The sequence below is a fragment of the Psychrobacter sp. TB67 genome (assembly GCF_000511065.1).
GTDB classification, from domain to species: Bacteria; Pseudomonadota; Gammaproteobacteria; order Pseudomonadales; family Moraxellaceae; genus Psychrobacter; species Psychrobacter okhotskensis.
Genome location: NZ_AYYA01000004.1, coordinates 71,929 through 94,671, shown reverse-complemented (window position 1 = coordinate 94,671; position 22,743 = coordinate 71,929). Strand labels below are relative to the sequence as shown.

Genomic DNA, 22,743 nt, shown 5'->3' with positions numbered 1-22,743 from the left:
TTCACTGAACGCGCGTTAACCATAGTCGGTTAAATATAATTTGGATACAAGGAAGGCGGGTGAAAGCACTACAAATAGTAGACTAAACGAGCCTGAGACCATATCTGATTTATAGGGTACTGACTATATCTGGTTTTTATGAGCGTATAAACTGGACTTGAGAAGAATTGAGCTATCATTATCCACTTGCTGACGATATTTTCTAGCGTTTTTGAGTAATCTCTAACGCACTTGAGTAAGCGAACAAAGCGGGAGCACCGCCCGTATGCCAAAATAACACACGATCCGTTTGCTTAATTTTACCTGTGCGAATCATATCTATTAACCCGCCCATCGCACGACCCGTATAAACAGGATCTAACAAGATTCCCTCTGTTTGCGCAGTCATCTCAATGGCTTCGTTTTCCAAAGCACCAACCACGCCATAACCGCCGCCTACATAATCAGAGTTAAGTATTAAATCGCTCTCTGAAAATTGATGGTCGGCTGCGATAAGGACAGCGGTGCTATTGGCAAGCGCGACGGTATACTGATCAAATGGCACTTTGTCTGTTTCGCCTTTATCGATATTGATACCCACGATCTGCGCAGGCGAGTTGAGCATTTTCTTGCCAAGCATCAAGCCGGCTTGTGTCGCACCAGAGCTAGAGGCAAAAACAATATGAGTAAATGAGACGTCCATGCTGGTACGTTGCGACTCTAACTCTTTAAAGGCTTCTACAAAGGCCAAAGCACCCAATTCATTGGAACCACCATAAGGGATGACGTAGGGTTTTTTGCCTTGTGTTTTTAACTGTTCGACGATTTTAGGAATGTCTTCCCCTTTGCGATGGGCGCCTGCCCAATGAATATGACACCCGAAAATCTTATCCAATAATAAATTGCCACTTGCTTGCTCAGGTTCTTCTCCGCCTAATACTAAATGGCAGTCAAGTCCCAAGCTTGCAACGGCAGCAGCAGTTTGGCGACAATGATTAGATTGTGCAGCGCCTGCCGTAATCACGCAATCAGCACCCTGAGCAAGGGCGTCACCCATTATAAATTCAAGCTTACGGGTTTTGTTGCCACCCAATGCCAATCCTGTATTGTCATCTCGTTTCATAAAGATAGTAGGGCCGCCGAGTTTGTCACTCAATCTGGTGAGCTCTATCAAAGGGGTGGGGAAGAAGCCTAATGATTGTCTGGGTATGTGGTTATAGTCCATGTGTTATTCGCTTTATGGGTAGAGAAATTATGAGCTTGGAAGCTATCCCATGATAGTAATTATTGAATATTAATACCATACAATATTTAGCTATCAGAATAGCTGTTTTTAGAGCACTAAATATATAATTTTGATAGATAGGTCGGCTCATTGATGACACGTCCTAGCCCAAGTTGCCCGTTTTAATCCATAGAGACCGTTTCAATCCATAGAGAATAGGCATTAAGTAAAAACACTGTCTTATCTTCAATTTCTAGAAAAATAGGTATCAGACCAATTTTATTCATTTGGCTTATCAAACAAGGCTTCGATAGGTTTGCTGTGAATCTTAGAGGCGTTAAACAGTGACTTATTAGCCGTATCGCCCTCTGTCCAAAAATTAATATTAAACTGAGCATCATCACTCAGCTCCACTCGGTGCCAATACTGTGGCGGACTAACCGCAAACTGTCCCGCTTTAATGACGATGGTTTGCTCTGGTTCGGTGGCTGCTTCATTGGCAAATCCGTAAAAAGTGACCTCTCCTTGCATGACACAAATCTGACCATACACGCCCTCCGCAGTATTGTGGTGAGTGAGTAGGGCTTTGGGTACTTTATCCTTGGTAAAGAAATGGGTAGAGCGTTTTACTTTCCAATGACTGGGGATGATTATATGGTTCATGAGAACTCCTTGATTGAGTAAACAAAGTGATTTTTATCAAATTTTAATAATCATTAAGCTTAGCATTAGCAGATGTAGCATTGACTTGTTTCAACAATTATACGATCAGCTTGAATAGTTTTTAAAATTAAATCAAATGTTGTTGAGATAAATTATAACATTCATTTAAAATGAATGTTATAATTTATTTTTAAGGCTTTGGTGGACTGCGATTACTGAGACAGCAGTGTTGCTGATTATTGAAATAACCTTAGGTGTTAGCTATTTAACCGCATGACTTATTAGCAGTATAGGAATCATATAGTCAATTCGACATAAAATCGATACGCTAATATTACCAGTGCTACTGGTATAAATTTTACTTGCGTGCTGTGTCTGCGCTGACAGAGGCTGCGCAAAATTCATCCCAGCAGCACTGTATTTTTTTATAGTGATTCAACTATATTTTAAATAAGTGATGCCTTAAAACACCCTTAAACATTCATTATTAATAGATGTTTAAGGGTTATGACCTATTTGCAAGGAGGAGCGAGACATGGGTGAGTACAAGAAGTATTGGTTCGGTTTACTGGCCGTGCTAATCGTGACATTTATATTTTTAGGGTGGGGCGGTGTTGAAATCTATCGCACAGCACCACCAATACCAGATCAGTATGTCGATACTACTGGTCAGGTTTTATTAACAGAAGAGGATATCTTAGATGGTCAGTCTGCATGGCAACGCACAGGCGGTCAGCAGCTTGGTTCGGTATTGGGTCATGGTGCTTATCAAGCGCCAGATTGGACCGCGGACTGGCTGCATAGAGAGCTGGTAGCATGGTTAGATATTAGATCCGAAGAGCTATATGGCAGTAATTTTTCTGACGCATCTGATGATCAAAAAGCGGTATTGAACGCGCAGCTGAAAAAAGAATATCGTGGTAGCGTGGTCAATGATAGCGAGCAAGTCGTGCTATCAGACACGCGGATTGCCGCTATCAATCAGATAGCGCCTTATTATATGAGCTTGTATGGTGATGACCCTGCATTGCAAGAGTCTCGAGAGAACTTTGCGATGAAGAACAACACCATAATGGATGCTGCTGATAGACAAAAACTGACCAACTTTTTCTTTTGGACCGCGTGGATTGCTTCTGCTGAACGTCCCGGTACTGATGCTACCTATACGAATAACTGGCCGCATGAGCCGCTTATCGATAACGTACCGACGTCAGAAAATATTATGTGGTCTATCGCCAGTATTGTCTTTTTAATTGCTGGGGTAGGGTTTTTAATTTGGGGCTGGTCTTTCTTACGTCAAGAAGAAGAGGTTAAACAAATCACGCCAGATGCTGACCCATTAACCAAAGTTGCTTTGACCCCTTCTCAAAAGGCGCTCGCAAAATACGGCTTTTTAGTGGTGGCACTGTTTGTATTTCAGGTATTTATCGGCGGTTTTGTCGCGCATTATACGGTCGAAGGTCAAGAGTTTTATGGTATTCCAGTTGCAGATTTTTTTCCTTATGCGCTAGTACGTACGTGGCATATTCAGTCGGCCTTATTTTGGATTGCCACTGCATTTTTGATGGCAGGGCTGTTTTTGACACCGCTTATCAATGGCGGTAAAGATCCTAAATATCAAAAACTAGGCGTCGATATATTATGGTTTTCATTAATTATCGTGGTAGTGGGGTCTTTTGCCGGTCAGTATTTTGCTTTAGCAGATATAATGCCCGCAAAATATAACTTTTGGTTTGGACATCAAGGCTATGAGTATATTGACCTAGGCAGATTTTGGCAGATTTTAAAATGGGTTGCCGTACTGTTTTGGCTGTTATTAATGACCCGTGGTTGTTTACCTGCCTTTAAAGAACAAGGTGATAAAAACTTACTCGCTATCTTCTTTGCCTCCGTCGTTTGTGTTGGCTTATTTTATGGTGCAGGCTTGTTCTATGGTGAGCGCACCCATTTAACCATCATGGAATACTGGCGCTGGTGGGTTGTGCATTTATGGGTAGAGGGTTTCTTTGAAGTATTCGCTACGGTCTCGCTTGCTTTTATTTTTTATAACTTGGGCTTGGTGAATAAGAAAATCGCCACAGCCAGCTCTATTGCCTCTGCCGCGCTATTCCTGCTTGGCGGTGTACCAGGCACATTCCATCATTTGTATTATTCCGGCACGACCACACCGGTGATGGCAATCGGTGCATCATTCAGTGCGTTAGAAGTGGTGCCATTAGTGGTCTTAGGTTATGAAGGCTATGAGCATTGGTCTATGCAGCGTCAAGCGCCATGGATGAATAAATTAAAATGGCCTATCATGTGCTTCGTCGCGGTCGCCTTCTGGAATATGTTAGGGGCTGGGGTGTTTGGCTTTATGATTAATCCACCGGTATCATTATTCTACCTACAAGGATTAAATACCACTGCCGTGCATTCACATGCTGCACTGTTCGGGGTATATGGATTTTTAGCGATTGGTTTTGTATTACTGGTAATGCGATATATTCGTCCAGACTATATTTTTAGTGAAAAGCTCATCAAAACTGGCTTTTGGGCATTAAATATAGGCTTGGTATTGATGATTGCGACCAGCTTGCTACCCATCGGTATCTTCCAAGCGCATGCTTCCATGACCGAAGGTTTATGGTACGCGCGTAGTGAGGGCTTCTTACAACAAGACTTCTTACAAACGCTACGTTGGGTGCGTACCTTTGCCGATGTCATCTTTATCATTGGTGCTATTTGTGTAGCATTGCAGGTGGTCAAACTGGCGTTTGCAAAACCGTCACACTCTAATTATCAGCCGAACAAACCAGTGAACGATTGATGATAGGGCGTAGGTATTGAAGATAGTGTTTGAGTAAAAATCCCTGCCTAGTAGCGGGGATTTTTATTATTTTGAAACTGGTTTTTAGAAGGGTTTTATCACGAAGTTATGGATTTTTCACTAAACCTCTTCATACATAGATTTGCTAAATTAAGGGTCACTACCACCAAACTTTAACCATCATGGTCACAAAATGGTCACCGTTTGGTCCCTGAGAAATTGGTCACCGACTTCCACAAGATAGAGTGCATGTGCAAAAACTTATCATTCATGCATTTTTGAAGAGTAGATTTTTTGGTAAAGGTGAAAAGAGAGAAAGCATCCAACCCTTATAAAGAAAAGGTTTAAGTGGAAATTCAGACACAAAAAAACCTCAAACAAAGTTATGTTTGAGGCGAAACTTGCTCAGATTTAACATCCGAATTCGTTTTAAATATGGCGCAGCGGACGGGACTCGAACCCGCGACCCCCGGCGTGACAGGCCGGTATTCTAACCAACTGAACTACCGCTGCTTAGGTCGTTTTTAGCATCTTCTCTTATTACAGAGACACTCGCTAAAAAGAGTGGTGGGTGATGACGGATTCGAACCGCCGACATTCTGCGTGTAAGGCAGACGCTCTACCAACTGAGCTAATCACCCTGAGAAGCGTATAAAAATTGCACTGCAATTTTAGCTTCGCAAGAGAAATCCTTTAAATAGGATTTCTTAAAAGTTCTACTATCTAAAGGTGTCACGCTCTAGAATCATAAAAACTTTCAACAACATAGAACTTAATTAAAGCCCCTTGCTGTGGGTGTGTATTATATAGATTTACACCTGCCTGTCAAATATTATTTTAAGTATTTTATAAATTGATGATTATCCTAGTTTTATGGTCGTCATTGTAGCGCTTGTTTAGCCCATATAGTGGCTACACAGTTACCTATTGTGTGTGTGCTAAAAGCTACTATACTGATAATGCTTTGTGGCACGTGCATGTGTTGAATTATTTGATTGGTATTAATTGATTGGTTGGTTGATGGAGGCGGGCATAGACACTTTTGCTATTGAAAAGTACTTTACGACATGGTCTTTTGGCGACTTTGCAGAATTGGGACTGATATTACATGTCGTGCTCATGATATTAATGACGCTACGGATTGTATCGGTACAGCGCAATATTGGTGTATCGATTGCTTGGGTTGCCGTGCTTTATACCTTGCCTGTGGTAGGATTTATTGCCTATATATTGCTGGGTGAGCCAATGATCGGACGCCGCTATCGTGAACGCGTGGATCAAGCCAGCCTGCTGATGAATGATATGGCAAAGCGGGAGCATTTGGTCTTTGACAAGGGGCAAGATTTGTTGCCCGACAACTATCGCGGTGTCAGCCAAATAGGGACGCGCTGGACAGGCTTTGGGGTGTTCCCCGATCATCAAATGCAGCTATTAACCGCGCCCAATGCTATTTTTAAGCGTTTGATCGATGATATTGAGTCAGCAAAGAGCATCATCTTGATGGAGTTTTATATTATCTATCCGAAGGGGCAGGTGGTAGAGGTGATAGAGGCGTTGGTCGCTGCCGTACAGCGCGGGGTCGAGTGCCATATATTGGCGGATAGTGTTGGCAGTTTCAGCTTTTTTAACAGCAATGAGCACCGAATGTTAGAGCGCGCGGGTGCCTTTGTCCATCAGTCGCTACCAGTAGGCTTGTTCAAGACTTTATTTAAGCGTTCAGATCTGCGTAACCACCGCAAGATGGTGGTCATTGATGAATACATTGGTTATATCGGCAGCTTTAATTTAGTCGATCCTAAGTTTTTTAAACAAAACAAAAACGTCGGACAGTGGATCGATGTGGCGATACGTAGCGTTAGCCATCGTACCATTAGTATAGCGACGGCGATGGCCAAGGTGGTGGTTACCGATATCGGTGCTGAAAACAAAAACAATCTAGACGAGCTAAACCAGCGGATAAATAACTATACCCGTAAACTATATGTGATGGATCCGACCATCAATGACATCAATAGCCGGGTGAAGTTCTTAGGTGATAGTATCGCCGCTGATGAGCCGCTACATACGGGCTCAACGTCGATAGTCATACCTCAGATGCCTATAATAGAAGGCGTGGTCGCGCAGTTGATACCTTCTGCACCACAGGTGACGGCGCATGTTATTTACAATACATTGGTGACGGTTATTCATCGCGCCAACAAACGTATTTGTATTACCACGCCGTACTTTGTGCCTGATGAGGCGCTATCAAGTGCGCTGACGATCGCGGCTAAGCGCGGGGTAGAGGTGACGATTATCGTTCCCGAAAAGGTCGATTCGTTTTTAGTACAGCATGCATCCCAAGCGTATTATGAGGAGTTACTAGAGGCAGGTGTGACCATTGCGCTATTTAAAGGTGGGTTGCTGCATGCTAAAACTGTGGTCATCGATGATGATTACTGTTTGTTCGGTACGGTAAATATCGATATGCGCAGCTTTTATCTCAATATGGAAGTCAGCTTGGCGATTTATACCCCAGAAATGGTCGCTCAAATCACTGACTGCCAAGAGACTTATCTGCAAAGCTGTCATTTTTTGACTTTAGCCGAATGGCAGCAGCGTGCAGGTTATGAGCGTTTGTTCGATAATGTGGTACGCTTGTTTAGTCCTTTATTGTAGCGCCTTAACTTTTAGGTTAAGGTAAACTATCTACACATTGCATTACTGTCGCCATCATAACGATGTCATCCTATTCATGACCTATTGAACTGTAAAAGGACACGCTTGCCTTATGTCTGCATCGCCTTTAACGCCACTTGATTATATCGCCGCAGGCTATTGGCAAGATTTCTTAGCGAATCGTCCGGTCGCAGGCGGCATTGCCTACGAAACTCAGCTACGTGATTGCGTTTTGGATGAGTCGCTGGCAAGCTTGCAACGGATAGACACCTTGCTGTCGCAGATACGTCGCGATTTGATTAAAGCGGGTCATTGGGATGAAGAGACGCTGCTAACGGATGAACGTTATCGCAATTTCATGATGTTTTTAGCGTTTTATGCAGGCCAAGTATTGGCACGGCACTGGCAAACCACAGCGCATTGGTATGGTCAGTTCGAGCTGCGCAAACGCTATCCAACATGGTCACTGAGCGCCGATGACTTTTATCAGCATATGGCAGTACTGTATGGCGACAATAACAATGCCAATATTAATGACAGTGTCAACTCACCGATATTTTTTGCCCTAGAACCAGTAGGGTTGCGTTTGTTCGGTCATATTGACCGGCCGTTTGTCGCTGTACAAGGCGGGCAAGTTGCTAGTGGCTTGTATCAAGCGGTCAGTGCCAGATTGCCAAGCGCTGGCAATAATCACACGTCTGCAACGAGCCATCAGAATAATAAAGCTGATATTACGTCCCATACAGCTTCGAATCCCAATACAAATTTAAAAGCAGGTTTAAGCCCGATTCGCATGAAGAGTAGTTCTCAGACAGTCGCTACTAGTGAACACTCTTTAGTAAAGCAGAATATAACGGCTACATCAGCAGATGCTTTAAATAGAGCTGATTTGAATAAAAATGCTTTGAATGAAGCTACTGCTCCACAAATATTGGATCGACTAAGCAATAAAGACTTATCGAATGAACAACAAGGTGAGATAAAGCCTGAGCTGTCTAAATTGGAACCGGCATTAACGCAAACCAAGTCAGATCGCTCGCCGTCAGTCCCTGTCAAACCCTCGCCAACCCCAGAAATTTTTAGCCAGTTATTGATAGAATTAGATGAGATTGAACAGCCACAAACTGCTGGTAATGCTGAATACCAGCAAGCTTGTAAAGTGCTAGAGCAGTTTGAACAGCACATTGCCAAGCAAAGCAAACCACGTGCACAAGTTAGTTTTTCAGAGCGTCATTTGGCAGCAAAAGAGCAAGCGTTGTTAAAACTACGAGAAGCCGCGCATGCTGGTAATACCGCTGCTATGCTACGTCTAGCGATGTATGAGCTACTCGGTGAAGGGTTAGCTACGGATAAAATCACTGGCACAGAGGCAGGTGTTGAATGGGTTAAGCAGGCCGCCAGCAAAGACGACAGCCGAGCCCAGCGCTTACTCAGTAGGATGTATTACCAGGGGGTTGGTATAGTGCAAGATATCAATAATGGTAAGTATTGGCTAGAGCAAGCTGCCCAAAATGGTCACGTAGAAGCAGCCAGCTTGGTGGCGCAGTGGCAGCAAGCGCAAGCGTTGATAACGACACAAAAGCAAGAACAACACAGTATCAAGCGCTATCAGCTGTTGCTGGCGATAGTCACAATAATGGCAGTGCTAATATTAATTATTGTCTAAACGATTTTTGTTAGCTCATACTGCGTAAAAGCTTATTATTAAGCAGAAAATTCAGGTAGAATTGTCGCGTTTTTTACCATCAGTTTTTTGAGAATGGTATTATCTGATTCATTACTAATCTGGGCTGTTCTATGCCATCTTCTCCTACGCCATTCAAGCCCTCTACTACCGCGTCTCCATCTAACGCGTTATCCAGTCGAGCGGTGTATCAACCACCCTTTTATTATCAATGTATCATTGGCTTACTCAAGCCGCTATATCGTCTGCAAGTCTGGCGACGCTCACACAAGCGCGATAACTATCAGCAAGAAGTGGCGCAGCGTTTTGGCAAGCACTATCCTGCAGCGCCAACAGCGGATATCAAAGCTGAAATGCACCATAAAGCTGAGATGGATAATAACGTTATCTGGTGCCACGCGGTGTCTTTAGGTGAAACCAATACAGTAGCGCCGTTGCTTGACATGCTATTGGCGCAGGGTTATCAGATTTGGCTGACCAATACCACGCAGACAGGTTTTGCCCGCGGTGCCAGCCGTTTCACTGCTGACATTGCTCAAGGTCGGCTTAGCCATAGCTATGTACCTGTAGATAGCCCTGCTGTTATTGAGACGTTTTTAGCGCATGTGCAGCCAGTCGCGGCCTTATTTGTAGAGACCGAACTGTGGGCGAATATTTTAGCCAAGCTATCCGAGCATTGTATTCCGAGCATCTTAGTCAATGGTCGTCTATCAGCCAGTTCATTTACAAGCTATCAAAAAATCGCTGCTGTCAGCGCCAGTATGATGAAAAATCTGACGTTAATTATTGCGCAAGACAATGAGTCTGCTAAACGCTTTCGCCAGCTGGGTGCTCATAGTGCGCAAATTCGGGTGGCGGGCTCACTCAAGTGGGTCATTAATAGACCAATGCTTAATAATGAAACGATTGATAGCAAAACTGATGATGTACAAGCGATTGATAGCAGTGCTGCTAAGAAAGAACATGAGCGTGCCACTATACAAAAGCAAAAGAGCGGTATTGCCGTCGAGTTGGGCATAGCTGATCGTCCTATTTGGGTCGCGGCCAGCACCCATATCGGTGAAGAAAGCATCGCTCTGTCATTACAGCAGCAGCTATTGTCCAACCCAGCGCTGGCAGACACGCTGTTGATTATCGTGCCCAGACATCCTGAACGCTTCGATGAAGTGGCGACACTTATCCAAAACAGTCAGTTAACAATGGCACGGCGCAGTAACGAAGAAGTAATCAATGCGGACACGCAAGTCTATTTGGCAGATAGCATGAGCGAGCTGATGACATGGTATGCATTGGCGGATGTGGCGTTGGTGGGCGGTTCTTTGGTCGATGTAGGCGGACACAACCCAGTTGAGCCAGCGAGTGTGGCAACGCCGGTGCTAATGGGACCTCATACTCAATCATGTCAAAGCGTGGTCGATAAGCTGGCGAGTGTCGGCGCGTTATATCAGCCAAACAATGCGTTTTATCGTCCAATTACGATAAAGCCAACGACGATAGAGAATGTTGCTACCAATAATGAAAATATCGCCAATTCAGCTATCAGTAGCTCAGATATCAGTAGTTCAGAGATAAAGGGTAAGCAAAAATCCTCGCGCAAAAAATCCTCATTGGCTGCTAACGATACGGCGCTCATTTATGATCAACTACAGTCTTGGCTTAGCCATCCGCTATTAGCCAAACAGGCAGGGCAAGCTGGCGAGCAGATGACCGTACAGCAGCAAGCAGTATTAACGCGCCAGTTTGCCATGATTGAAAAGGTAATTGAGCAGCATGCAAGCCAAGAGACGCTATGAACTGTCTATTACTACCTACCGAATATTTTTCGCAAGATTCTGCGATAATCAATAATCTGTTGCAAATCAACCATGTCAATCATGTATTGGCAGCAAAAGTGGGCGACACGCTGAAAATCGGGCAACTCGGTGGCAATCTTGGTACGGCGATTATTGAGGAGATTGCTGCTCGCTGTATTCAGCTAGGTGATGTCCAATTGTCAGTTGTGCCACCTGCTAAGTTAAATCTGACTGTTATCTTGGCATTGCCACGTCCAAAAGTGCTGCGCCGCTTGATAATGGATATGACGGCGCTTGGTGTGCGTGATATTATCCTTATCAATAGCTACCGTACACAAAAGAGCTATTGGCAAAGTCCGATGTTGAGTCGCCTCGATGAGTTCGTATTAGAAGGCTTACAACAAGGGGTGGATAGCATTGCCCCGCGCATCACTTTGCAAAAGCGCTTTAAACCCTTTGTCGAGGATGAGCTGGCAAGTCTAATCATCAACCGCGCTATTGTCGCGCATCCTTACAGCGATCTTTCATTTTCGCAATATGTACAGCAGCACAGACTAGCAAAGCCACGTCAAGATAAAACATTGTTTGCAGACACCAACTTATCTAATAGCGCCTCATTACCCAGTCTCGTCTGTATCGGCGCAGAAGGGGGCTGGATTGACTATGAGGTTGAGCTACTTACCGCGCAAGGCTGTCAGGCAGTGCATATAGGTCCACGCATATTACGTACTGAAGCAGCAGTCAATGCAATTTTAGGTCAGTGGTTATTATAAGTTTGGGGCAATAGCAGCGATAAAGATGGATTAAATAAACAACTGCTGAGCAGAAATTAAGTCAAAAATTGCGTTGTAAAAGCAAGGGCTTAGCCAAATAAATACCAGTTTATCCAGTTAAATAAATGTATTGATAATTAATCTCATTTCTATTAGTATGTTGTTTTCAGATATTATGCGGTTATTAATCTTGATTATTAGTAATTGATAACGATTTTTTATCTCAATTATCTGTAGCACCATTAATGGGGAAAACTATGTCATTGAAAGCTTTCAGCGCAAATTTACCTTCTACCAAGCTTACTTTACCTATTGCCGTATTTGGCATGATGTTAGGACTTGCAGGTTGTAGCAATTCCTCTACGACGGAAGAGAGCGTTGAGGCGGAAGGCTCAGCAGCGAGTAGCGAGCAAGAAGTGACGAATGATGGCGCGACGAGTGCTGAGGGACAGACGATTACGATCTACTCATCACGTAACGAGCAGCTGATCAAGCCCTTGCTAGACCGCTATACGAAAGAGACGGGCGTCAATATTGAACTGGTGACCGATAAGAGTGGTCCGCTGATGGCACGTTTGCAAGCGGAAGGCAAAAATACGCCAGCGGATATGCTATTGACTGTAGATGCAGGTAATTTATGGCAAGCGGCTGAGCAAGGTTTGCTCCAACCAGTGGCATCGACGGTTTTAGAGGCCAATGTGCCTGCAAAATATCGTGATCCAAAAGGTCAGTGGACGGGTCTGTCATTACGTGCGCGTACTATCATGTATGACCCAAGTAAAGTCAGCGCCGACCAGTTATCCACTTATGCAGATTTGGCCGACCCAAAATGGAAAGGCAAGCTTTGTTTGCGCACCTCGAACTCTGTATATAACCAGTCATTGGTTGCCAGTATGATTGAAAACTTAGGCGAAGAAAAAACCGAAGCCGTCATTCGTGGTTGGGTAGATAATTTGGCTACTGACGTCTTCAGTGATGACACTAGCATGCTAAAAGCTATCGCTGCCGGTCAGTGTGAAGTGGGCCTGTCTAACAGTTATTACTACGGTCGCTTGCTCGATGAGCAGCCGAATTTCCCTGTCAAAGTCTTTTGGGCAAACCAAGGCACTACTGGTACTCACGTGAATATCTCTGGGGCGGGTGTGGTCACAGACTCAGACAATCCTGATGGTGCGCTTAAATTGATGGAATGGTTGTCGTCGGATAAAGCCCAAGGTCTCTACGCCAGCTCTGATAAAGAATATCCAGTCAAAGAAGGCGTCGATGAGTCAGATATGCTCAGATCATGGGGCGAATTCAAAAAAGACGACATCAGCGTGCAAAAGTTTGGCGAGCTGCAAACCCAAGCGATTCAAATGATGGACAAAGCAGGTTATAAATAGAGCCTCTTAAACCCTGCCATACCTAAAAAGCACAGTAGCCAAAAGACAAATGCAGCACTACGTTTAGTAGGCTAAATGAGTTTGACAGTGTGAACGTGCTATTTGGGTATGCGCTGGCTAAGTTAGGATCTCTATGCGTATGACACGGTAATAATGATATGATCACAACGCCAGACGCGTCTGTTCGTCAAGATGAAACAGTCAACGACAATAACAATAGCAATAATGGTAACCATAGTAACCAAGCTGTTAGTCAAGACCATGCCGTTCGCAAACGTATCCTCTCAAAATCAGTCCTAGGACTGATTTCGTTGTTTATGCTGGTACCAATTCTCATCGTCCTGCTGTCATGGACGCAGCCAGTGGCAGACATCTGGACGCATATGCGCGAGTATGTATTGCCGCAAGTTTTCAAAAATACCGCGATTTTATTGGTCATGGTGACGGTCATTTCTGGCAGTATCGGCACTGCACTTGCTTGGCTCACCAGCATGTATCGCTTTCCCGGACAGCGCTTTTTTTCGTGGGCGCTGATGCTACCGCTCGCGATACCGGCTTATGTGCTGGCATTTGTTACCGTTGGTATTGTTGATTTTAGTGGACCGCTACAGACAGGTTTGCGAGAACTGGGTATCGATACAGCTATTCCGTCGGTACGCAATGTCTGGGGCGCAGGCTTGGTGTTGTCACTGGCGTTTTATCCCTACGTTTATTTGCTGGCGCGTCAGGCCTTTTTATCACAAGGCAGGCGGGCGATTGAAGCGGGTCAAATGCTTGGTTTAAGCCGCAGTCGCGTGTTTTTTCGCTTGGCATTACCACAGGCCTTGCCGTGGGTCATTGGCGGCTTGTTACTTGCCAGTATGGAAACGCTTGCAGATTTTGGCGCGGTTTCAGTCTTCAATGTTGATACCTTTACGACGGCTATTTATAAGGCTTGGTTTGGCTTCTTTAGTCTAACGACAGCCGCCCAGTTGGCCGCTTTGTTAATCGGTGTGGTATTTATCGTGGTATTGTTTGAGCAGTATTGGCAAGGCAAACGCGGCAATACAGTGACTCAAGGCAATAATCAACGTTTTGAAGCCAGCACGTCTGCTAAATTGGCTATGACGTTACTGTGCACACTGGTGTTTTTGCTGGCCTTTTTAATACCGTTCTTGCAGCTCATCTACTGGACGGCGTTAAACTTCCGCCAAGATTTTGACGCTCGTTATATTGATTTTGTCACCAACAGTCTCATGATTGCGAGCATGACCACCATTTTTATTGCTTGCTTGGCAGTCATCATTGCGTGGATTAAGCGCCAATATCCTGATAAATCAACCAAGCTCATGACCACTTTATCCAATCTAGGCTATGTGGTGCCGGGAACAGTATTAGCTGTTGGCATATTTATTCCGATTGCTTGGCTTGACAATCAGCTGATTGCTTTTGGTATAACCTCGCAACAAGTGCTGTCTGGTAGTGTGATTGTAATGCTCCTTGCTTTATCGACGCGCTTTATGACTGTAAGCTTTCAGCCAGTCGATCGGCAGTTACAACGACTGACTGTCAATCAAGAAGCGGCGGCTAAATTGCTCAGTGACAGCCCTTATCAGCGCTGGCGACAAGTGATGTTGCCCGTACTCAGCCCTGGGGTGCTAACGGCATTACTGATGGGCTTTGTCGAAGTGATGAAAGAGATGCCAATCACCTTGATGACAAGGCGGCAGGGCTGGGATACGCTAGCAGTGCGGGTGTTTGAGATGACCAGCGAAGGAATGTGGGGCAGGGCAGCATTGCCAAGCTTACTGATTGTGCTGGTCGGTCTTATCCCTGTTTGGATATTGCTACGTCAAAGTGATAAGCAAAGGTAAGTTGAGCGCAGTTTATTATTTAATAAGTTAAAGACAGAGTTGCTCGCGCTCAAGGATTCATTAGCACCATAATTTTTACCGTTTTATTTATTGGTTTTATTCACTAATAGCTTACTGGTACCGTCTATGTATACTGACTTGATTAAAGACTCAACAGACCCAGCCAATCCTAAGTCGGCTACGGCTAAAATGGAAGTGCGTGCTGGCAATGTAAAAAAATCACCAGTATCAACAGATGAAGCCTATCAAGTACAGCATAATAATATCGCTAAGCATGATGGTCATTCTAGCGCACATACTGAGACCAATATCGCCACCAATCCTTACTTTAGCGTCCAAGATTTAATTGTCGGTTATGACGATACCATCATCGTTAATGGACTATCGCTAAGCTTGCAGCAAGGTGAGATTGGCTGCTTTTTGGGTTATAGCGGCTGCGGCAAGACCACAGCATTACGAGCCATTGCAGGGCTAGAGCAAAGTCGGCGCGGCACGATTGGCTTAAATAACCAACGCTTGACAGAACAGACACCGACGACCTCGTTCGCCGTCGCGCCAGCCAAGCGTGGCATGGGCATGGTGTTTCAAGATTATGCGTTATTCGGGCATTTAAGCGTGGCAAAAAACATCGCTTTTGGTCTCAATAAATGGTCAGCAGCCGACAAAAAAGCCCGCGTGGCTGAGATGCTAAGCCTCGTTGAATTGACGGAGCATGCTAATAAACGCCCCAATGAGCTCTCAGGTGGTCAGCAACAACGCGTTGCTTTGGCACGCGCGTTAGCACCGAAGCCCAAGCTTTTGCTACTCGATGAGCCGTTTTCTAATTTGGATGTGGTGCTTCGCGAGTCATTGGCCATGAATGTCCGCGATATTCTCAAACGTACCAATACTACCGCTATTTTGGTGACTCATGATCAAAACGAGGCTTTTGCGCTGGCAGATAAAGTAGGGGTCATGGATAAAGGTCGACTGGTACAATGGGCGACACCAAGCGAGCTATATCATGAGCCAGTCAGTCCGTTCGTTGCTGAGTTCGTCGGCGAAGGCGCAATGATAGACGGCATCATCAAGGAAGGTCACGTTGAGACTGCACTTGGTGATATCTATCGTCGTATGGAAGTCTATGATGAGTCGGGACAGCCGCAGTATTGCGAGTACGACTATCCCAACGGCACACCGATTAAGGTGCTGGTCCGTCCTGACGATATTATTCATGATGATGACAGTCCCCGAACCGCTTTAGTAGTGGGGCGTGTCTTTCGCGGTGCTAATTATCTGTATCGCTTGCAACTCGATGATGGGCAGACGGTTTTGTCCTTGGTCGCCAGTCATCATAATCATGAGATTGGCTCGCAAATTGGGATTTTGCCCATACTTGAGCATGTCGTTGTCTTTGATGAAAAAGACATCAATGCGACGACTTGGTCAGAGTACGATCGGTCCGAGCGCGTGGCAGAAGCCAGATAGTCGCTTTAACAAACGCTACTTTAGATGCTCGTTATCATTCCACTTAAGCAACTTGCCGAGTTGCCATGATATGCAGGTAACGACCCAGCCATTTATACGGCTCTCGTTGTGAGTAGCGTAGCTCCATGCGTATGACTGCATCAGGATCGTTGTGACCGCCGCGTTTGAGCGGCGCATAATCATGAAACACGCGCAAGCCACTGGTTAGAATCGTTTGGTAATGATGAGCTTCTAACCAAGACTCGACTTCTTCCTTGGCGACTGGATGATTAGGGGTCAGGCTTTTTTTATTGTCAGCCTTATAATCCGTGTTATCGAGCAGATTAAAATTACCCATAATCAGATTACGATAGTCAAAGCTCGCTGGATTATAAAAGCAGAGCGACAGTGCGCCATGCTCAGCCAATTGGCGGTCAAAAAAGTCCATGATAGCGGCTGGTTCTGCGAGCCATTCGAGTAGGGCGTGTGACATTATCAAATCAAACTTAGCTGCGTTTTCAGTATTATCAGCCCCACTGCCTTTATTTTGCCAGTTGTCTATTGCCAGTTTATCTATCGCCAATTTGTCCTCAAGCGCTTGATACGGGCAAACATACCAGCGTATATCTAGATTCTTATCGATTTCTGCGGTGCTCGCTTTTGCTTTCTCTAACATATTGGCAGAGATGTCATTGATGACCACGCTATGGCCTTGAGCGGCAAGCTCAATCGCAATCTGAGCCAGCCCCGCACCCACATCTAAAATCCGTAAAGGCCGCCCAAGCTCTTTGCTCATCTGCGCCGTATAGTCAAAGATATCACGGCGCAATACTGCCAGCCGAATGTCGCCTTTAAGACCACCGTAGACCTTTTTTTCAAAATGATCGGCAATCGCATCGAAGCTACGATCACTGCGCATCTCTTCTGCTTGGATAGAGTGTTGCAGAGATTCTGTTATTGCTTGCTTGTCGTTTGTACTGTTTTTCATATCACTTGGCATAAGGGTTTACACTGTCTAAGGAGTAGGGGTTGGGTGGATAGTATCAAGGCAAAATCATGTAAACAAAGCCTATGACATGTAAGCAGGAGTGCTGACCTCTCTGGTATCGTGAACCTCATGGCTAAAAGTATTAGCGTTGCGAGGACAATTGTGATGTTCAAGAGCATGTTTTCCGGTAGCTTTTGCTCACTTTTTACGGTATATATAGTAAGGTATCAGACACATTGCTGATGCATTAACTGTCATCAAATACTCTGATTAAATCAACACTGTCAAACGACTCCTATCTACTGCCAAGGACGCTTGGCACTCTTCTGTTTTATTACTGCTAAGGATAGCAATTATGATTATCGCCTCTTCCTCTATTATAAATAAGCCTGTCATGTCACGTTGTTTGCTCTCAGTTGCCATTGCGAGTAGTTTATTACTCGTCGGTTGTGGCGACGATAACGATTTTGACGCTGTTGATTCAGATACCTCGTCAGCCACGTCAAAGTTTGTAAAAAGTTTTAGTACGAGCCAAATAGACAGTGGCTTTGGTAATAGCGCAACGCCAGCGGCCAAATGCGGCGTGACTATAGAAAAGGTCAGCTATGATACCAAAGGTGCTGCCGATGAAGATACCACAGCGACAGCGGCATTGATGGTACCGACTGGCGATGCGGCTGAATGCCAAGGCGACCGTCCAGTATTATTATATGCCCATGGTACGACCACTGAGAAGTCTTATGACTTTAATCAAGTAGGCAACCTAAACAATCCGGCGGTTGGCGAATCGACGTTAATCGCTGCGAACTTTGCTGCCCAAGGTTATATCGTCGTAGCGCCAAACTATGCAGGCTACGATGAATCAGAGCTTGATTATCACCCTTATCTGGTTGCCCAGCAACAGTCTACGGATATGGTCGACGCCTTAGACAGCGCCCGCTCAATCATTGACAGAAAAAAACGTGCCAACGATGCCAATTACCTCAAGATTGATGACTCAGGTAAATTGTTTCTCGCTGGTTACTCGCAGGGTGGCTATGTGGTTATGGCAACCGCTAGATTGCTAGAGTCACAAAACAAACCTATTACGGCGATAGCACCATCTTCCGGCCCTTATGCCTTGGCGGCCTTTGGTGATGACATCTTTAGAGGCAATGTCAATATTGGCGCTTCTCGGTTTGCGCCCTTGCTTGGTATTGGCTTGCAAGAAAAGTACGGCAATATCTATCAAGATAAATCCGATATCTTTTTGGATAAGTATGCCAGTGCGCAATTACCAAGTGATTCACCATTTGGCGAATTGGTAGCGGCTGGTAAATTACCAAACAATGCGTTGTTTCAAAAGACGCCGACGAATCCAGTATTGGATGGTTTGTCCAAAGGTTCTATATTCTCATTTTTGGGTGGTTATGATGACAATGATTACTTGATAAAATCTGATTTCCGCGCGGCTTATGTGACGGATACCATCAACAATCCTGATGGGCTATTTGCAGAAAATGGCAATGATTTACCTGCTGCCAATCCGCAGAATAATCTGCGTAAAGCGCTAAAAGACAACGACCTACGTGGCTATGTGCCAAAAATGCCAACACTCATCTGCGGTGGTAATCAAGATCCGACCGTCTATTATGATATAAACACCGGCTCTATGGCAAAATTATTGCAAGCAGCCAGTACCAACAATCCTGCAGTTAAACTTAATGTGACGGTATTAGATGTAGATACCGATAATGCGGATAGTCGTCCAGACCAGCCGAGCCTTACAATGATTGGTCAGGCATCAATGAACAAGTGGAATGCCAACACTGTGGTCACCAGTGTGCAAACCAACTTTAGTAGTAGTGTGGCTAAAGTGAAGGCAGATGCCGAAGCACAAGGTCAAAACAGCTTACTGGCTTTTTATAGCAACTATCATGGTGGCTTAGTCAGTCCTGCCTGTACGCAAGCTACCCGTGAGTTCTTTGCGCAAAATTTTAACCAATCTTAAGAATATTTGGGCATAAAGGGTTTAAGCGTAAAGAGTAAAGACATACCATAGACTAAAAGACTGCATCCTAGTGGGTGCAGTTTTTTATGGGTAAACCAATGAGCTTTTGGAAGAATAAAACGATGAAATCAATGATGCTATCTTTGCTGGCCCTGACCTTTGTACTGTCTTCTATGAGCCAAGCACAAGCAAAAAATACCCCTTGCTCTGGTAAGATGGGCGGCATCTCGCATTGCTCAAAAGAGGGCAAGTTTGTATGCAAAAATGGCAAAATTAGCCAGTCTAAACAAGTATGTCGTTAAAGTCGTTTTGGTAGATATTACCAGATTAAAAAATTAGCGCTAATGAGCTGTTTTGCTTGATTTTTATGACAGTCAGAACCCCCTAAATCAACAAATTTGTGCTAAAATGGCTTCTTTTATTAAACATTACTTTTAACAAAAACCGTATCGCCATTTTCCTATGGTTTTGCCCGTCTGATGGTGCTTTTCAGCGTTGATAAAGCAATCATAGTTGCGCGTTTGTGCCGCTATATTTTTGTATCAGCGTAAGCACTTTTGAGGCGCGCAACCTATAGCGAAAGTATGTGAGTGAAGGAGTGTATATGAGCGACTCGATCAGTCCTATTGCCATCGTGGATGAATTAAAGCAATCCTATTTGGATTATGCGATGAGCGTGATCGTCTCGCGCGCGCTGCCTGATGTGCGTGATGGGTTCAAGCCAGTGCATCGCCGTGTGATGTATGCGATGCACGTATTGTCTAATGACTATAATAAAGCTTATAAGAAGTCGGCGCGTGTGGTCGGTGATGTCATCGGTAAATATCACCCGCATGGCGATAGTGCGGTCTATGATGCGATTGTACGGATGGCGCAGGACTTTAGCTTGCGTTACCCGATGGTTGATGGTCAAGGTAACTTTGGCTCGATTGATGATGATCCACCGGCTGCCATGCGTTATACCGAAGTACGTATGACCAAGCTGACCCATCAGATGCTGGCTGACTTGGACAAAGATACCGTCGATTGGGAAGACAACTACGATGGCTCTGAGCGTATGCCAAGCGTGTTGCCAGCGCGTGTTCCTAACTTGCTGGTCAATGGTGCGACTGGTATTGCGGTCGGGATGGCGACCAATATGGCGCCGCATAACCTGACCGAGGTCATTAATGCCTGCTTAGCGTATGCCGAAAACCCACAAATATCAGCCGAAGAGCTGATGACGCATATTTCTGGTCCTGACTTTCCTACGGGCGGTATCATCTATGGTCGCGCTGGTATTTTAGATGCTTACCGCACTGGTAAAGGCCGCCTGCATGTGCGCGGCCGCTATATTATTGAAGCGATGAGTGATACTGGTGTCAACCGTGACCGTGAGCGTATTGTCTTTACCGAAGTGCCTTATCAGACCAATAAAGCCAAGCTGATTGAGCGTATCGCCGAGCTGGTACGTGACAAAAAAATCGAAGGTATTACTGAGATTCGTGACGAGTCTGATAAAGACGGTATGCGTATCGCCATTGATTTACGTCGCGGTGAAACAGCCGAAGTCATCGTCAATAATTTGTTCCTGCAGACACCGCTTGAATCTAGCTTTAGTATCAATATGGTGGCATTGGATAACGGCCAGCCTAAGCTTTTGACCTTACGTCAGTTAATTGCCGCCTTTGTCCGCCATCGTCAAGAAGTGGTCACGCGTCGTACCATTTATGAGCTTAATAAAGCACGCGTTCGTGGTCATTTGCTTGAAGGCTTAACCGTTGCACTTGCGAATATTGATGAGATTATTGCGACGATTAAATCCTCTGCAAACCGTGGCTTGGCACGTGAAAACCTGCTAAATAATACATGGGGTTCAGGTAGCGTCGTGGCGATGTTGACCGCTGCTGGTAGCCAGTCAGTACGTCCAGACTTTATCGAAGGCGAAGATCCAAAAGCACCGTTTGGTCTGATTGATAATCAAGAAAGCTATCGTTTGTCACTTGAGCAGGTCAATGCCATTTTAGACATGCAGCTGCATCGTTTGACGGGTCTTGAGCAGGACAAATTAACTGAAGAATACCAAGACTTATTGCGTGAAATCGCGCACTTAGAATCTATTCTTGGTGATTTCGATAAGCTGATGTCCATTATCTCAAATGAGATGATTGAGATTCGTGAAAACTTTGGTGATGAGCGTCGTACCGATATTATCGATTCACGTATGGACTTTAATCGTGAAGACCTTATCCCTGAGCAAACCGTGGTAATGACGGTTTCTCGTACCGGTTATGCAAAAACGCAGCCAATTGATGATTATGTGGCACAAAAACGTGGTGGTAAAGGCAAGTCAGCCACTGCAATGAAAGAAGACGATGTGATTGATCACTTAGTTGTGACCTCAACGCATGCCACCGTACTTTGCTTTACGGATACCGGTCGCGTCTTTAGCCTACGTGGGTTTGAAGTGCCGATTGCCAGTCGCGGTGCCCGTGGTCGTCCATTAGTGAATTTAATCGGATTAAATCCTGATGAAACCGTGACAACCATCTTGCCTATTCCAAAAATCGTAGAAGAATTGTCGGTAAAAGATGAGATGTCATTAACAAGCGCTCTAGTAGACGGCGATGACAGCTTATCAGAAGATAATAATTTAGAGGATAGCACGCAAGCAGAGCCACCTTTTGTATTCTTTGCAACGGCCAATGGCACAGTGAAGCGTGTCGAGCTTAAGCAATTTGCCAATATTCGCTCGAATGGCTTGATTGCCGTTGGTTTAGAAGACGGTGATAAGTTGGTAAGCGCGCGTATCACTAGCGGTAGCCAAGAAGTCATGCTATTTGCTTCAAGTGGTAAAGCCATTCGTTTTGATGAAAATGATGCTCGCGCTATGGGCCGTACCGCTAAAGGTGTCCGTGGTATGCGTCTGGCTGCTGATGAATTTATCAAATCATTGGTTGTCATTGAAGATGATGTACTCGAAATCTTAATTGCTTGTGAAAATGGCTTTGGTAAGCGTACCTTGATCGATGAGTTCAATACGCAAAATCGTGGCGGTGGCGGTGTTATCGCTATCAAAACTAGCACGCGTAATGGGGCATTAGTACGGGCGACCAAGGTTGATCCTGAAGACGACATTATCTTAATCTCTGACAAAGGCACATTAGTGCGCACGCCAGTCCAGCATGTGGCCAGCTCTGGTCGTAATACGCAAGGTGTCACGCTGATTCGTCTGTCAAAAGATGAAAAACTGGTGGCGATGGCGCGTGTTGATCACGAAGAAAGTGACGACGAGCTAATCGATGCCATGAGAGAAGACGGTACGTTTGATGTGGAAGGTCAAGAGCAGATAGATATTGATGCGGCAACTGGCGACACAGCGACGACTGATGTCAACGATGTTATCGATATTGCCAATGATCCTACCTTGGATAATGACAGTACTGACAACGAAAACACAGACGATGACGAATAAATGTTTCAGTGCCTAGCTTTTTAGTTTAGTTTTCATAACTGTTCTA

The 22,743-nt window shown here is 44.9% G+C and carries 14 protein-coding genes and 2 tRNA genes; 11 read left to right on the top strand and 5 right to left on the bottom strand.

The genetic code is table 11. The features are described from left to right. Positions 1-202 precede the first annotated feature (202 nt). Together W293_RS0100390 and W293_RS0100385 are read right to left on the bottom strand one after the other, a co-directional pair. Positions 203-1,204, bottom strand: a complete 1,002-nt coding sequence (locus W293_RS0100390) for a D-cysteine desulfhydrase family protein (protein WP_025650556.1) — start codon at positions 1,202-1,204, stop codon at positions 203-205. Positions 1,205-1,483: 279 nt separating this feature from the next. After that, the gene (locus tag W293_RS0100385) at positions 1,484-1,867 is read right to left on the bottom strand and encodes a DUF1971 domain-containing protein (protein ID WP_025650555.1); all 384 of its coding nucleotides are present in this window, start codon (positions 1,865-1,867) and stop codon (positions 1,484-1,486) included. A gap of 535 nt (positions 1,868-2,402) precedes the next feature. On the opposite strand from W293_RS0100385, the gene W293_RS0100380 reads away from it, so the two are divergent. Next, complete coding sequence (locus W293_RS0100380) at positions 2,403-4,676, top strand: nitric-oxide reductase large subunit (RefSeq protein ID WP_025650554.1); 2,274 nt, start codon at positions 2,403-2,405, stop codon at positions 4,674-4,676. Between the two features lie 436 nt (positions 4,677-5,112). Here the strand turns inward: W293_RS0100380 and W293_RS0100375 are convergent. Beyond that, a tRNA-Asp gene (locus W293_RS0100375) sits at positions 5,113-5,189 on the bottom strand. A 52-nt stretch (positions 5,190-5,241) separates the two neighbouring features. Beyond that, a tRNA-Val gene (locus tag W293_RS0100370) sits at positions 5,242-5,317 on the bottom strand. A gap of 379 nt (positions 5,318-5,696) precedes the next feature. On the opposite strand from W293_RS0100370, the gene W293_RS0100365 reads away from it, so the two are divergent. The 7 genes from W293_RS0100365 to W293_RS0100335 all read left to right on the top strand — a co-directional run bounded on the left by W293_RS0100365 (position 5,697) and on the right by W293_RS0100335 (position 16,286). Next, the gene (locus tag W293_RS0100365) at positions 5,697-7,334 is read left to right on the top strand and encodes a cardiolipin synthase (RefSeq protein ID WP_025650553.1); all 1,638 of its coding nucleotides are present in this window, start codon (positions 5,697-5,699) and stop codon (positions 7,332-7,334) included. Positions 7,335-7,446: 112 nt separating this feature from the next. Next, a complete protein-coding gene (locus W293_RS0100360) occupies positions 7,447-9,000 on the top strand; it encodes a tetratricopeptide repeat protein (RefSeq protein WP_025650552.1) in 1,554 nt (517 codons plus the stop codon). A gap of 131 nt (positions 9,001-9,131) precedes the next feature. Then, on the top strand, positions 9,132-10,811 hold the full coding sequence (locus tag W293_RS15835; protein ID WP_025650551.1) for a 3-deoxy-D-manno-octulosonic acid transferase: 1,680 nt from the start codon (positions 9,132-9,134) through the stop codon (positions 10,809-10,811). Beyond that, positions 10,808-11,584 (top strand): 16S rRNA (uracil(1498)-N(3))-methyltransferase, encoded by a 777-nt coding sequence (locus tag W293_RS0100350; protein WP_025650550.1) that lies wholly within the window; start codon positions 10,808-10,810, stop codon positions 11,582-11,584. Before W293_RS15835 ends, W293_RS0100350 begins: the two co-directional genes overlap by 4 nt. Before the next feature lie 257 nt (positions 11,585-11,841). After that, positions 11,842-12,966, top strand: a complete 1,125-nt coding sequence (locus W293_RS0100345) for an extracellular solute-binding protein (RefSeq protein WP_025650549.1) — start codon at positions 11,842-11,844, stop codon at positions 12,964-12,966. A 158-nt stretch (positions 12,967-13,124) separates the two neighbouring features. Next, entirely contained in the window at positions 13,125-14,819 is a 1,695-nt protein-coding gene (locus W293_RS0100340; protein WP_025650548.1) for an ABC transporter permease, read from the top strand. A gap of 126 nt (positions 14,820-14,945) precedes the next feature. After that, a complete protein-coding gene (locus W293_RS0100335; protein WP_025650547.1) occupies positions 14,946-16,286 on the top strand; it encodes an ABC transporter ATP-binding protein in 1,341 nt (446 codons plus the stop codon). Between the two features lie 43 nt (positions 16,287-16,329). On the opposite strand, the gene W293_RS0100330 is transcribed toward W293_RS0100335, so the two are convergent. Next, the gene (locus W293_RS0100330; RefSeq protein WP_413771505.1) at positions 16,330-17,184 is read right to left on the bottom strand and encodes a methyltransferase domain-containing protein; all 855 of its coding nucleotides are present in this window, start codon (positions 17,182-17,184) and stop codon (positions 16,330-16,332) included. Positions 17,185-17,608: 424 nt separating this feature from the next. On the opposite strand from W293_RS0100330, the gene W293_RS0100325 reads away from it, so the two are divergent. The 3 genes from W293_RS0100325 (at position 17,609) to gyrA (ending at position 22,697) form a co-directional block, all read left to right on the top strand. Continuing rightward, the gene (locus W293_RS0100325; RefSeq protein WP_025650545.1) at positions 17,609-19,243 is read left to right on the top strand and encodes an alpha/beta hydrolase family protein; all 1,635 of its coding nucleotides are present in this window, start codon (positions 17,609-17,611) and stop codon (positions 19,241-19,243) included. A gap of 86 nt (positions 19,244-19,329) precedes the next feature. Then, positions 19,330-19,545 (top strand): hypothetical protein, encoded by a 216-nt coding sequence (locus W293_RS0100320; RefSeq protein ID WP_227502410.1) that lies wholly within the window; start codon positions 19,330-19,332, stop codon positions 19,543-19,545. Positions 19,546-19,847: 302 nt separating this feature from the next. Further along, a complete protein-coding gene (gyrA, locus tag W293_RS0100315) occupies positions 19,848-22,697 on the top strand; it encodes a DNA gyrase subunit A (protein ID WP_025650543.1) in 2,850 nt (949 codons plus the stop codon). Positions 22,698-22,743: the final 46 nt, after the last annotated feature.

Bases quoted from the DNA above. Each gene is read 5' to 3' on its own strand.
- W293_RS0100390 (WP_025650556.1), bottom strand. From the start codon at position 1,204: ATGGACTATAACCACATACCCAGACAATCATTAGGCTTCTTCCCCACC.
- W293_RS0100385 (WP_025650555.1), bottom strand. From the start codon at position 1,867: ATGAACCATATAATCATCCCCAGTCATTGGAAAGTAAAACGCTCTACC.
- W293_RS0100380 (WP_025650554.1), top strand. From the start codon at position 2,403: ATGGGTGAGTACAAGAAGTATTGGTTCGGTTTACTGGCCGTGCTAATC.
- W293_RS0100365 (WP_025650553.1), top strand. From the start codon at position 5,697: ATGGAGGCGGGCATAGACACTTTTGCTATTGAAAAGTACTTTACGACA.
- W293_RS0100360 (WP_025650552.1), top strand. From the start codon at position 7,447: ATGTCTGCATCGCCTTTAACGCCACTTGATTATATCGCCGCAGGCTAT.
- W293_RS15835 (WP_025650551.1), top strand. From the start codon at position 9,132: ATGCCATCTTCTCCTACGCCATTCAAGCCCTCTACTACCGCGTCTCCA.
- W293_RS0100350 (WP_025650550.1), top strand. From the start codon at position 10,808: ATGAACTGTCTATTACTACCTACCGAATATTTTTCGCAAGATTCTGCG.
- W293_RS0100345 (WP_025650549.1), top strand. From the start codon at position 11,842: ATGTCATTGAAAGCTTTCAGCGCAAATTTACCTTCTACCAAGCTTACT.
- W293_RS0100340 (WP_025650548.1), top strand. From the start codon at position 13,125: ATGATCACAACGCCAGACGCGTCTGTTCGTCAAGATGAAACAGTCAAC.
- W293_RS0100335 (WP_025650547.1), top strand. From the start codon at position 14,946: ATGTATACTGACTTGATTAAAGACTCAACAGACCCAGCCAATCCTAAG.
- W293_RS0100330 (WP_413771505.1), bottom strand. From the start codon at position 17,184: ATGCGCAGTGATCGTAGCTTCGATGCGATTGCCGATCATTTTGAAAAA.
- W293_RS0100325 (WP_025650545.1), top strand. From the start codon at position 17,609: ATGATTATCGCCTCTTCCTCTATTATAAATAAGCCTGTCATGTCACGT.
- W293_RS0100320 (WP_227502410.1), top strand. From the start codon at position 19,330: ATGGGTAAACCAATGAGCTTTTGGAAGAATAAAACGATGAAATCAATG.
- gyrA (WP_025650543.1), top strand. From the start codon at position 19,848: ATGAGCGACTCGATCAGTCCTATTGCCATCGTGGATGAATTAAAGCAA.